The 12,808-nt window shown below is 49.6% G+C and carries 10 protein-coding genes; 2 read left to right on the top strand and 8 right to left on the bottom strand.

The genetic code is table 11. The features are described 5' to 3' along the window. The first annotated feature begins 1 nt into the window (after window position 1). Window positions 2-2,416, top strand: coding sequence for a sugar-binding domain-containing protein (locus tag H6A28_RS04045; RefSeq protein ID WP_204478980.1), 2,415 nt, complete (start codon window positions 2-4; stop codon window positions 2,414-2,416). 192 nt (window positions 2,417-2,608) lie between these two features. Here H6A28_RS04045 and H6A28_RS04040 read toward each other — a convergent pair whose 3' ends face one another. Both H6A28_RS04040 and H6A28_RS04035 read right to left on the bottom strand, forming a co-directional pair. Next, complete coding sequence (locus H6A28_RS04040) at window positions 2,609-3,094, bottom strand: S-ribosylhomocysteine lyase (RefSeq protein ID WP_204478978.1); 486 nt, start codon at window positions 3,092-3,094, stop codon at window positions 2,609-2,611. A 6-nt stretch (window positions 3,095-3,100) separates the two neighbouring features. Further along, window positions 3,101-3,796 carry a 5'-methylthioadenosine/adenosylhomocysteine nucleosidase gene (locus H6A28_RS04035; RefSeq protein ID WP_204475610.1) on the bottom strand — a complete coding sequence of 232 codons (696 nt, stop codon included), beginning with the start codon at window positions 3,794-3,796 and terminating at the stop codon, window positions 3,101-3,103. A 90-nt stretch (window positions 3,797-3,886) separates the two neighbouring features. Between H6A28_RS04035 and H6A28_RS04030 the strand changes: the two genes are divergently transcribed. Continuing rightward, a complete protein-coding gene (locus H6A28_RS04030) occupies window positions 3,887-6,379 on the top strand; it encodes a YfhO family protein (RefSeq protein WP_204479072.1) in 2,493 nt (830 codons plus the stop codon). A gap of 46 nt (window positions 6,380-6,425) precedes the next feature. On the opposite strand, the gene H6A28_RS04025 is transcribed toward H6A28_RS04030, so the two are convergent. From H6A28_RS04025 to H6A28_RS04000, 6 genes are read right to left on the bottom strand one after another with little or no spacing between them, the layout of a single operon-like run. After that, window positions 6,426-7,199 carry a glycosyltransferase family 2 protein gene (locus tag H6A28_RS04025; protein ID WP_204475609.1) on the bottom strand — a complete coding sequence of 258 codons (774 nt, stop codon included), beginning with the start codon at window positions 7,197-7,199 and terminating at the stop codon, window positions 6,426-6,428. Further along, window positions 7,192-8,454 (bottom strand): glycosyltransferase family 4 protein, encoded by a 1,263-nt coding sequence (locus H6A28_RS04020; protein ID WP_204475608.1) that lies wholly within the window; start codon window positions 8,452-8,454, stop codon window positions 7,192-7,194. The genes H6A28_RS04025 and H6A28_RS04020 overlap by 8 nt, the downstream gene beginning before the upstream one ends. A gap of 27 nt (window positions 8,455-8,481) precedes the next feature. After that, window positions 8,482-9,558 carry a glycosyltransferase gene (locus H6A28_RS04015; protein WP_204478974.1) on the bottom strand — a complete coding sequence of 359 codons (1,077 nt, stop codon included), beginning with the start codon at window positions 9,556-9,558 and terminating at the stop codon, window positions 8,482-8,484. A 10-nt stretch (window positions 9,559-9,568) separates the two neighbouring features. Further along, window positions 9,569-10,612 carry a hemolysin activation protein gene (locus tag H6A28_RS04010; RefSeq protein WP_204475606.1) on the bottom strand — a complete coding sequence of 348 codons (1,044 nt, stop codon included), beginning with the start codon at window positions 10,610-10,612 and terminating at the stop codon, window positions 9,569-9,571. Continuing rightward, window positions 10,596-11,420 carry a LicD family protein gene (locus H6A28_RS04005; protein ID WP_204478972.1) on the bottom strand — a complete coding sequence of 275 codons (825 nt, stop codon included), beginning with the start codon at window positions 11,418-11,420 and terminating at the stop codon, window positions 10,596-10,598. Before H6A28_RS04005 ends, H6A28_RS04010 begins: the two co-directional genes overlap by 17 nt. Then, window positions 11,417-12,784 (bottom strand): bifunctional cytidylyltransferase/SDR family oxidoreductase, encoded by a 1,368-nt coding sequence (locus H6A28_RS04000; RefSeq protein ID WP_204475604.1) that lies wholly within the window; start codon window positions 12,782-12,784, stop codon window positions 11,417-11,419. Before H6A28_RS04000 ends, H6A28_RS04005 begins: the two co-directional genes overlap by 4 nt. Between the last annotated feature and the right edge of the window lie 24 nt (window positions 12,785-12,808).

The following is a 12,808-nucleotide window of genomic DNA, read 5'->3' as shown; positions in this document are numbered from 1 at the left end:
TATGAACAATAAATTGTTACTATTTTGTTTGCTCTTTTTATGTACATGGGTATCCTTGTCGGCCCAAGTCTCTTTCGGAGAGGCCAAGAAGTTTAATGAAGGCTGGCGTTTCAGTCTTTCGGACGACAGTCTGGGGGCGTCTGTTTCGTATGATGACAGTAAATGGAGACAGTTGGACTTGCCGCACGACTGGTCTGTCGAAGGACAGCTTTCTCCTTCACTGGCAAGCTGTACGGGTTATCTGCCGGGTGGTATAGGCTGGTATCGGAAACATTTCCAGCTGACCGACGATGCCGCGCGCCATTACATTTATTTTGAAGGAGTCTATAACCGGAGCGAGGTGTATTTGAACGGTCATCTCCTGGGCAAGCGTCCCAACGGTTACATCTCTTTTATGTACGACATGACTCCGTATTTGAAAAAGGGAGACAATGTGCTGGCCGTACGTGTAGACCATAGCCGGCATGCAGATTCCCGCTGGTACACAGGCTCAGGTATCTATCGGGATGTGTGGATGATTGCTGCCCCGGAAATTCATTTTGCACAGTGGGGCTTAGGCTGGCAGGCCACTTCAATTACCGACAAGCAGGCGGTGGTTTCGGTGGAACTGGCAGTGGAAAAGCACGTGAAGGCAGAGGGAAAACTCGAGGTGAAAGCTGCCTTGTATGATGCGGATGGAAAGCTCGTGGCAGAAAGCCAGAAAAGTGTGGCTGGTCAGGAAACGGGACTTTCCAAGCAAACGCTTTCGTTGAAGGTGAAGAAGCCACATCGCTGGAACTTGGACGATCCGTATCTTTATACCTTGAAAGCAGAATTGTATTGTGACGGGAAACGGATGGATGGCGCTTCTAGTACTGTAGGTTTGCGTACGCTGCAGTTCGATGCCAATAAGGGATTTGCCCTGAACGGAAAATGGATGAAAGTGAAAGGGGTCTGCCTGCATCACGATGCCGGTGTATTAGGTGCGGTTGTGCCTCCGGAAGTATGGGAAAGACGTTTGAAGAATTTGAAGGAAATTGGGGCAAATGCCATCCGTATGAGTCACAATCCGCAGGCACCTGTATTGTATGATTTATGCGACCGTCTGGGTTTCTTGGTCATGGATGAGGCTTCCGATGAATGGGAATTCCCGAAACGTAAATGGATTCAGGGATGGAATGTGGGAGAACCCAGCTATGAAGGTTCTTTCGACTTCTTTGAAGAATGGATAGAGCAGGATGTGACCGACATGGTACGTCGTGACCGGAACCATCCGTGTGTCTTCTTGTGGAGCATCGGTAATGAGGTGGATTATCCGAATGACCCTTATTCTCATCCGATATTGGACGGAGCGAAAATCAACCAGCCGATGTTCGGGGGCTATAAGCCGGATGCACCGGATGCCATGCGGATTGGAGTGATTGCCCAGAAGCTGGCAGCTTGTGTGCGTGCGGTCGATACGTCACGTCCGGTGACCGGGGCACTGGCAGGTGTCATCATGTCAAACCAGACGGCTTATCCGGAAGCGGTAGACGTAGTGGGATACAATTATACGGAAGACCGTTATGCAGAAGACCATAAGACCTACCCGAAACGTATCATTTACGGAAGTGAAACCGGAGTGGGTATTGATGCCTGGCATGCCGTACGCGACAATGATTTCATTTTCGGACAGTTCTTGTGGACAGGTACCGATTATCTGGGTGAAGCCGGTAGATGGCCTTCTCGCGGATTGTATACAGGCTTGCTGGATTTCGGTAGCTTTGCAAAACCCCGTGGCTATTTCCGCGCTTCGTTGTGGAGTGATAAACCGGTGACATACATCGGTACTTATCCGGTGAAACCGGGACACAGTTGGCTTTCTATGGATGCCTGGGACAGCTGGAACTATGATCCGGACCAGCTGATTCGGGTAGTATGTTATACCAATGCCCCACAGGCACGTCTGTTGTTGGACGGAAAGGAAGTCGGACAGATGAAGCCTTACGATGACAAGAGTGGAATCATTTACTGGGACATTCCTTATCAGGATGGAGAACTCCGGGCCGAAGGTTGTGACGAGAGCGGAAAGGTGCTTTCCACCTATACCATAAAGACTTCAGGTCGTCCATACGCCTTGCGGGCTACGGTAGATAAGGACGTATTGTCGCCAGACAAGGCTACGGCTCATGTCACGATTGAAGTGGTCGATGAACAAGGTACGATCGTGAAATTAGGTGACAGTGAGGTGACTTGTGAAGTGGAAGGTCCGGCTCGTTTGTTGGGCTTGGAAGGCTCGAACAACAGTGATATGAGCGATTATACGGACAATCGTCACCGGGCTTATCACGGACGTCTGCTGGCTTATGTGCAGACCACAGGTAAGAAAGGGGAGATTCGGGTCAAGCTGACTTCTCCGCTTTTGAAAGGAACGGAAGTGGTATTGAAAGCTGAATAATCCTCCCTCGGCAGTACTGCAGTACTCCCTTGAAAGTACTGGAGTACTGCCGAAGAAGTACTACGGTACTGCTTAGGAAGTACTGACAGAGCACCGGCAGGCTGTCTGAAAAGCGCCTGGCCGGGCTTTTTATTTTTCAGACCTGCCCTCAGGGAATACCCTGTTTGTGTTTTCGGGGCAGGGAATAAGATTTTACAGGGAAGCCGGATAGTTCAAGTTTTCTTCGGTGAGCTGTTCCAGCACTTCGTGCAGGAATTTGGCAGCTTCCCACTTGGCCATGGGCAGATTCATCATGAGGTAGTTGCCGCAGTCTTTCGGAGTGGCACCCGGCACTTCGCCTTCATAATCGGCAATGAAACGGAAAGTTTCGGTCATCAGCGGCGCAATGTCTTTAGATTGCAAGTCGCCTTTCACTACCAGATAGTTTCCGGTGAGGCAACCCATCGGGCCCCAGTAGATGATTTTGTCGGCCCATACCGGATGGTTGCGCAGGAAAGTGGCAGCCAGGTGTTCAATGGTATGGATGGCCGCAGGGCCTAACGCCGGTTCCCGGTTCGGCTCTTTCATGCGGATGTCGAAAGTTGTGACAATCTCATTTCCGACTTCATCTTTGCGGGATATGAAAATGCCGCGTTTCAGATGGATATGGTCTACGGTAAAGCTTGGTATCTTTTTCATGATTCGTTATAGTTTGTTGGGTAATGCTTTCAGGAAAGTTTCAGTCACATGGAAAGAACGGTCGGCCATCTCTCCCCAGAAATTCAGGTACTGTTCAAAATGCTTGTCGGCTCCCGGCGTATCGCTGATGATACGGAAGCTGATGAAAGGTACCTGATAGAGATAACATACCTGCGCGATGGCAGCTGATTCCATGTCGACAGCCAGTCCCTCGGGGAAGTTACGCTTGATTTCATCCAGTTCGCTGCGGTCGGTGATGAACTTGTCGCCCGTGCAGATGAGGCCTCCGTGGATAGCCGTTTCCGTGTCCAGTGAAAGCGCACATTGGTAAAGGGTTTCATTGCCCTGGAAGAAGGTAGGGAGACCCTGTATCTGTCCGTAGGCATTGCCTTCGCCACACCATACGTCGTGATATACAATCTGCTGGCTGACTACTACGTCCATAATTTTCAGGCAGCGGTCGATTCCTCCTGCCACTCCAGTACTGATGATGCAGTCGGGCTGGAAAGTGCGAATCAGTTCTACGGTACCTGCGGCGGCATTGACTTTTCCGATGCCGCATTGCATCAGGATGATGGTATTTTGTTTGATGGAACCTTCGATGTAGGTGAAGGGACCTTCTTTACGTTCTGTCTTGTTCTCGAGTTGGTTAGCCAGTTGCTTCTGCTCAGAAGCCATGGCCGTGATGATTCCTATTTTCATGCGTTAAAAAAGATTTTCAGGGGCAAATTTACGACTTTTCAGGCAGTATTGTGTTATCTTTGCCTGCCGAAAACATTAATTATGAATAATATGAACTTGTTCAAGAAACTATTGCCCGATGTGGTAGTAATCGTTCTTTTTGCTATCATTTCGTTTGCTTATTTCTTTCCGGCAGTGACCGAAGGACGCATTCTGGCACAGCACGATGCCGTGGCCGGTATCGGTTCGGGACGTGAGATGAGTGAATACCTGGAGAAGACAGGTGAGCGGACCCGGTGGACCAATGCCATCTTTGGCGGTATGCCTACCTATCAGATGTCGCCCAGCTACGATTCAACTGATACGTTGAGCTGGTTACAGAAGGTATATCACCTGTTCTTGCCGACCTACGTGTGGTATGTGTTTGTGATGCTGCTGGGCTTTTATATCCTGTTGCGGGCTTTTGACTTCAAGGTGTGGATGTCGGCACTGGGGGCCATTCTTTGGGCTTTCTCGTCCTATTTCTTCATCATCATTGCGGCCGGACATATCTGGAAATTCGTAGCCTTGGCATATATCCCGCCTACCATTGCCGGTATGGTGCTGGCCTATCGGGGAAAATTCCTGGCGGGAGGTATCGTGACGGCCTTGTTCGTGGCACTTCAGATTATGGCCAACCATCCGCAGATGAGTTATTATTTCTTGTTTGTCATGCTGTTTATGGCGATTGCCTACGGTGTGATGGCATGGCGTGAAAAGAAGATGCCTCAGTTTATCAAAGCCACTGGAGTCTTGATTGTGGCTGGTCTGGTGGGTGTCTGCGTGAACTTGTCAAACCTGTATCACACGTATGAATACAGCAAGGAGACCATGCGTGGCAAGAGCGAACTGGTAAAAGAAAATACTTCGGACCAGACCAGCAGCGGACTGGAACGAAGCTATATCACCCAATGGAGTTATGGAATTGGGGAAACTTTCTCTTTATTGGTGCCGAATGTAAAAGGAGGTGCTTCCGTGCCGTTGGCTAACAATGAAAAAGCCATGGAGAAGGCCGATCCGAATTACATGGGACTGTACAGCCAGTTGGGACAGTATTGGGGTGAACAGCCGGGTACTTCCGGACCGGTGTATGTGGGAGCCTTCGTGATGTTCCTTTTCATCTTGGGACTGTTCATTGTGAAAGGTCCGATGAAATGGGCCTTGGTGGTCGGTACCGTGTTCTCCATCTTGCTCTCTTGGGGACATAACTTCATGGGCCTGACGGATTTCTTTATCGACTATATTCCGATGTACAGCAAGTTCCGTGCGGTATCCTCTATTTTGGTCATTGCAGAGTTTACTATTCCTTTGTTGGCCATCATGGCATTGAAAGAAGTGGTAGAACGTCCGCAGCTGTGGAAAGAATCGCGCAAGGCCTTTTATATCTCGTTTGTGTTGACCGGTGGCTTGTCACTCTTGTTTGCCCTGGCGCCGAGTTTCTTCTTCCCATCGTATGTTTCTACTGCCGAGATGAACGCGTTGCAGAATGCCATTCCGGCCGACCAGTTGGCGTCTATCCTGGTCAATCTGGAAGAAATACGCAAATCCATCTTTACCTCTGATGCATGGCGCAGCTTCTTCGTGATTGTGATTGGTGCAGTGCTGTTGTGGGCATATTGCGCCGGGAAGTTGAAGGCCAAACTCCTGGTGGGCCTGTTGGCTTTGCTGTGTCTGGTGGATATGTGGAGCGTTAACAAGCGCTATCTGTACGATGAACAGTTCGTGGCAAAAGGCACGGAGATGCAGCCTTTTCTGGAACCGTCGGAAACCGACCGGGAGATTCTGCAAGACAAATCATTGGATTACCGTGTGTTGAACTTGTCGGTCAATACATTCAATGAAAACAATACAGCCTACTGGCACAAGAGCATTGGAGGTTATCATGCAGCCAAACTCCGTCGTTACCAGGAAATGATTGACGAGCACATTCAGGGTGAGATTACAGCTTTGTTCAAGACCCTGCCGGCAGTGAATGCCGATTTGACTCAGGTAGGCGATACATTGACTCCGGTACTGAATATGCTGAACACGCGTTATTTCATCATTCCGTTGCAGCAAGGCAAGACCATTCCGGTGTTCAATCCGCATGCGTTGGGCAATGCCTGGTTTGTAGAACAGGTGCAATACGTGAACAATGCCAATGAGGAGATAGACGCGTTGCATCACGTCAATCCGGGTAAGGTGGCGGTCGTTGACAAGAAGTTCCAAGGTGAAGTGAAGGCTTCTGCCGGGGCAGACAGCTTGAGCTCCATTGTCTTGACAAATTATGAGCCGAATGCCTTGAAATACGAAGTGAACTCTCCGAAGGGAGGAACCGTGGTCTTTGCTGAGATTTATTATCCGGGCTGGCGCTCGTTCATTGACGGAAAAGAAGTGCCTCACGGTCGTGCCGATTACATTTTGCGTGCGATGAACGTACCAGCCGGAAAGCATGTGGTAGAATTCACCTTCGACCCGAAATCACTGCATGTGACGGAATCGATTGCTTTCGTAGCACTGGGAATCCTGTTGCTGGCCATCGTTGTAGCTGTGGTACTGGCTTGGAGAAAGCAGAAAAAAGAATAAGGGGTAAAATTACCTTTGAGAAGATAAAACGTCCTGTGGAAGATGCTTAGGCATTGGAAACAGGACGTTTCTTGTTTTTCAGTGCCCGGATGACGAACCATGCATGGCGCATGACAGTAGATACCACCCCATAGTGCTTGCACATAATGTGGAAGCGTTCCTTCAGAGAGGCTTTGTGATTGCGGGTGGTCATCCCTTCGTTCAGGTAGTCAATCAGAATCAGATGGGTGTGGTGAAGGACTTTGCTTTTCTTCATGATTCGGATGCACCAGTCAAAGTCGGCCGAGAAACGATAGTGCAGGTCGTAAGGTTCTACCAGGTCACGACGGGCAAAGAAGGCCTGATGGCAGACCAGCATACCTTCCTTGAAGCTCTTCCAGGTCAGGTTTTCAGGGGGACTCAGGCGTCGCATGTGCAGAAAATGTCCCTCTTCGTCTACAATGGCTGTGTCGCCGTAAATCACGTCCGGCAGGGTCGTTTCGGTAAGTGAATGTACCATGAGCTGGAGCGTATCGTCTTCGTGCAGTTCATCGCCGGCATTCAGGAAACAGAGGTAATCGCCGGTGGCCAGTTTGATACCTTTGTTCATGGCATCATACAATCCTTTGTCCGGTTCACTTACCACCTTGTGTATATGTTCCTTGTATTGGTCGACAATCTGCAGGGTACGGTCTTTCGACCCTCCGTCCACAATGATGTATTCCACATTCTTGTAGGTTTGGGTGATGACGCTCTGAATGGTATCTTCCAATACGGCTCCGGCATTGTAAGTGACGGTAATAATAGAGAACTTAGGATGTAAGTGGTGAAAATTATGCATTTTGTCCGGTAATGTGATTGTAGATTTGTATGTACTGACTGGCAATGGTGCTTTCTGAATAAGTCGTCACGGCTTTACGGTAGGCCTCTGAACTCATCGTTTCATAGTCTCCTTCGGTCAGGGTCCAGCTGATGCCATTGGCCAAATCTTCCGCCGATTTGTATTGCGCTACATAACCGTTGTGAAGATGGTCAATCATTTGCGGGATACCGCCTACATTGAATCCTACACAAGGAATGCCGCAGGCCATTGCTTCCACAATGGTGTTGGGCAGGTTGTCCTGCAGGGAAGGCGTCACGTAAAGGTCAACGGCATTGTAGATATCCACCAGTTCTTTCTCGTTGCTGACGTAGTTCATCGGGTAGATGGGGAAGGGGAAGAGCGACTTGCATTGTTCTGCCTGGCTTCCCAATACGACAACCCCTAATTGCTGACTGAGTTCCGGTTCCTGTTGAGCCAACAGTTTGCAGGCTTCTATCAGGTAGTCGATACCTTTCCGTTTGTCGGTGATTTTCATGGAGCCGAACAGCAGCAGTTTTTTGTCGGTGGGAAGATGCAGCTTTTCACGGGCAAACTTCTTGGCACGTGGTTTGAACAGATTGGTGTTGATGGCATTGGGGATATTAGTAATGGTATGTCCCTGAAGCAGAGAACTTTTTCGGGCCATAGCTTCCAACCATCGGCTGCAGGCGATGAACGTGATAGGAGCGGTAGTATATAGTTTCTGCTTTTTACGGAAAGTCTTTTCCGACAGGTCATGACGATGAGGCTTCAACAAGAGTGGGCAGTCATGGCATTCGGTCGTGTATTTCTCGCATTCGCCGGAGTAGTGGCAGATACCCGTAAAAGGCCACATGTCATGTAAGGTCCATACCACGGGCTTTCCAGAAGCAAGAATACGCTGTATGTCTTTCAGTGAAAGCATCCCCTGATTAATCCAATGCAGATGGATGACATCGGCCTGACGGAATTCCGGTAAGGAAGTGATGTCGGTACCGGTGTTCGCAATGTCTACGGCAAACAGGTTATGGCGTTTGAAGCCGTTGGCTGCCCAGATGACGATGCGCTCCCAAGTGAATTGCCAGATTTTACGCCATGATTTCTTGAGCGCGACAACGGTGACTTGGTCGGTCTGTTTGTTGCGGACCAACATCTTGGCTTTTATCCCGTTGTTTTTCAAGGCTTCCATCAGCCGGTTGGCGGCAATGGCAGCACCTCCTATGCGTTCTGCAGTGTTGATGATAAGTACTCTCATGGCGTGTCGTTCAAGTTTTCTGCAAAGTTAGGAGTTTTTTGCACTTATGTGCAACAGTCTTTCGGCAATTTCCTTACTGAATATCGTCAAATTGAAACGCTCTTCTCCTAATTTGCGGGCATTGCGTCCCATCCGTTCCGCTTCTTCCGGGTGCGTATGTAAGTAATTGATGGCTTCTACCCAACCCTCCACATCGCCATATTCCACGGCGATACCGATTCCTTCTTTCTCAATGTCAATTTCGAAGTTCGGATTCTTTGAGCAGATGACGGGGATACCCAGTGCGTAGGCTTCCACCAAGGTGGTAAGTCCTACGGTATAGGGGAAGTCCAGACAACAGATGACAATGGCTTTCTTGCGGGCTACCTTCTTTGCCAGCTCGTAGGGGATGACTCCTTCGGTATAATGAATATGGATGTTGTCGGTCAGTGTCAGGCTGTCGGCTATTTGTTTATAGTTGAGGTTCCCACAGGTTTCCGCGATGAATACCTCCAGGTCTTCTTCCGTCTGTGAGAAGGCTTCCAGCATGGTTTTCAGGTCGCGGTTTTCCTTTCCGGTCGAGATGTAACCAGTCCGTGGTTGTGGAGGCAGCTCTTTCAGCAGGTGGTCGTAGAACGCCAGATCAGGTCCCCAGTGTATCAGCTCCAGCTTGTGTTCCGGTACCTTGTGGGTGGCAATGGAATCCTGAATCAGTTTCCGGCTGAAGAGGAACATGTGGTCAATGCCTCGGTAGAAGAAACGGGAGATGGCTTCTTTCAGCCGGTTGGGCGATTGGCGCAGGGCGGTGTGATGCCAGATGACGATAGGCTTCCGGTACAGTCCGAGAGCCCGTAAGAAGATAATCAGCTCCAAGCCTCGGAAAGAAGTGCCGTAGAGTACCTCGTAGGGCTCTTTGCAGAAAAGAATCTCTTTGGTGGCATAGAGCATCAGCTTCCATCGGCTGGCGAAAGCTTTGTAACGGTGCATCACCGAGTGGATGCCGTGGTTTTCCAGCAAGGGCAGGCCATAGAGAATGTGACCCGGAAACCGGAAGTTTTTCCACTCTTCGTAACTTTCCCGCGTAAGACGGGTGTGATAGAAATAAATATTGAGTTTTGGATTCATGTCTCAGGGATTAACGCCATTTGTTTCTGCCCAGCCACTTGTTGAGGCGGTTGCACAAAGCTTTACTGATATTCTTGAAATTCCCGTAACGCATGTTAAGGTAAAGTTCCTCGAACGAGCGGCCGATTTTAATCCAAGGATGTCCCCAGGCCATAATACGGAACATACGGTCTTTGTAGCCCACATTCTCAATCACGTAACGCGGGTGTTTCAACGGGAAGTCCAGTTCATGACGTGCCATGGTAAAGATGCGTCGGTAGCCCCTCGGGAGCAGGTTGTTGCCGCTGCCGAAGTGGGTGGAACCTGCTGTAGCCCCCAGGTTGTGGATCATGTTTTTCGTAGGCACGATGCTCAGCCCGGAGTTGAAGAACATGGCGGCATGGAAAATACTCTCGTAATAAGCCTTTCCGCTTTCCCGGTGATGTTGGCAGAATTCAATGAATTCTTTCTGGTATTTCCGTTCCTTGATATACTCTTTCAGTTGCTGCAGGTTGAATGAATCGTCCAGGAAACTGTAATGCTCGTCCCATTGGTCGATGACACGGCGCCAACTGGCCCATCCCCAGATGGAGAAGGTGGTGCTGAAAAAGTAGTCGTAGGGTACGTCTTTCGTCACCTCGTCGTAGTTGATGCCGGAAATCATGCAGATACGGGTATCGTTCTCGTATTTGTCGAGTAGTTCCTTGCAGAAGCGGAAGAAACTGACGGAAGGGATGTCGTCATCTTCCAGTACAATGCATTTGTCTACGTGGGAAAATGCCCATTTCTGTGACAGATATTCGGAGGGGTCACAACCAAAGTTTTGTTCCTGGTACCATTGGTGTACCTCACATTCCCAGTCTATCTCGTCTACGACCTTCCGGCAGGCTTGTATGCCGGGTAGGTCTTTCTCTCCTCTGGGACCGTCCTGATAGAGGAATAGCTTGGAAGGGCGTGCCTTTCTTACCTGTTCGAAAACAGCTTTAAGCGGTTCTGGGCGGTTGAAGAACAGAATCAATACGGCTACCTCTACGAGGGCCGGATGACTGTGCGTATGTTTAACGGTTGTTTCCATGAGTAATCAATTCCGGGTGTACATAAATGGCATGTATCTTGCGTTTATCCTCTGGCGGGATTTCCATATAATTCTTGTAAAGGTCTTTCAGGTAGGCGTCCGGGTTGTGTGGAGCCGGAAATTCTTTCCCCTCAAAGGTCATGCGGCCCAGCGGGAAAATAGAGTCTTTCCGATGCATGATACCGTATCCGTTGTTGATCAGGATATTCGACATATAGGTACCTTTGGGATAAAGAAGGTTGAGCAGTCCCCAGAGAGTCCGGTAGAGACCGTATTTGGCATGAAACCAGAAATATTCGGCAAAGGCACGCAAGGAATAGTAGTGTGCCTTGTGCAGGATGGAGTAGCTGGTAGAGATGCCTTTGGTCAGTTTCTTTACCCATGCCTTCGGTACGCTGGGATAATCGATAAAGGGGAAAATGTCAATGTACAGTCCTTTTTGGTAGGGGGCCTGCATGTTGTCTCCGCTTTCGATGTACAGCGAGTTCAAGTCGCGTACCTTGACAATCGGTTCCTTGTGGGTGGGGTCGCTTTCCGAGGTTTGCAGGAAGAGTCCTTCACGCAACTCCTGAGGGGCTACACGGATGAATTGTTTCAGCCCTTCCAGAGTCATGGCGATGTCGATGTCGTCATCCCAGGGAATGAATCCTCCGTGACGGATGGCTCCCAGCAGGCTGCCGCCGTCAAGCCAGTAATCGATTTGGTGCTTCCGGCAGATGCGGTCCACTTCTTCCAGGATGGAGAGCTGCTTCAACTGGCATTCTCTCAGGTTTTGCTTTACATATTCAGTCAGGAACGGATTGTTCATAATGTTTCCCGTTTTACGTCAATCACTTGTCCGGTATAGTCGGAGGCTAAAGTTCTCAGGGTGGCTTCGGCCACTTTCTCTGCCGATAGCAAAGTATCTTCTGGCTCGATGCCGAAGTTGTGTACCCTCATTGGAGTCTTGGTCCGTTCCGGGTTGATGCAGTTGATATGGATACCAAAGCCTTCCCATTCCTGGGCAATGGCCTGTACAAAGTTCACGATGGCTGCTTTCGTTGATGAATAGATGCTGTAGAAAGCCCGTCCACGGGTATAGGAACTGGACGTAAAGAAAATCAGTTGTCCCTTGTTTTCTTTCAGATAGGGGAAGGCTTCCAACGCTACGTTGACCGTACCCATGTAGTTGGTCTGTACGGCCGACTGGATAGTCTCGTAAGAGGTGGAAATCAACGGTTCTTTGTTGAGCACACCGGCTGTATTGACCACGAAGTCGATGCGTTTCTCTTTCTGGTACACCGATTCCAAAGCTTCCTTTACTGTCTGGCGGTTGCCTACGTCCGTGTGGTTGAGGCTACGGGAGAAACAATACACCTTTCCGCCTTTTTCCTGTAGCATCCGGGCGGTCTCGGCCCCGATGCCGTAGCTGCCTCCGAAAATGACAGCCACTTTGTCGCGGAAAGTTTCTTCCTGAATCGGTTCGTGGTTCAGCTCACTTTTCCGGAGTTGGAAGAACTTGTCGAGCAGATAGGTATCTTCTTTGTAGGTCAGCTTCATGTTGCTTTCTTCCCCTTGTACCACATAGATGGGTACTTCCGGCAGGTATTTCTTTACCACGCCACAATCATCCGTTACTTTGAAGTTCGGGTCTTTCAGGGCAATCTGGTAGGCCTTTCGGATGGTGTTGATGGCAAACGCCTGCGGAGTCTGTCCGCGTCTCAGCCGGGAACGGTCCGGAATCTGGCAGATGAAATCGTCTTCCACCTCGATGATGGTATCGGCAGAAGGGAGGGCTACGTCAATCGCCTCGTATTTGTCGAGCGCTTCAATCACATCGTTAATGATACGCTGGCTGATGAGCGGGCGTACGGCGTCATGAAAAATCAGGTTGACATCGCTGCCGGCGTAGGCTTCAATGGCAGAAAGGCTGGAATCGTATCGTTCTTTTCCTCCTTTGAGGATTTTCTTGATTTTCTTCCATCCGTTTTTGATGACGATGTTCTCAAATTCAGAGATATAGAACGGGTTGGAGACGATGGCAATCTCGTCGATGTGGGGATTGCGCTCGAAAGCGTCTACCGTATGTTCCACGACCATCTTTCCGGCCACCTTGAAGAATTGTTTAGGGGTGGAAAGTCCCAGTCGACTTCCTACTCCTCCGGCTAATATGACTGCAATGTTCTTTTTCATGCGTTTTTATGGACGATAAGTTGT

Source organism: Bacteroides mediterraneensis, from assembly GCF_016900355.1.
Taxonomy (GTDB): Bacteria; Bacteroidota; Bacteroidia; order Bacteroidales; family Bacteroidaceae; genus Phocaeicola.
This window is presented reverse-complemented; position numbering and strand designations above follow the sequence as displayed.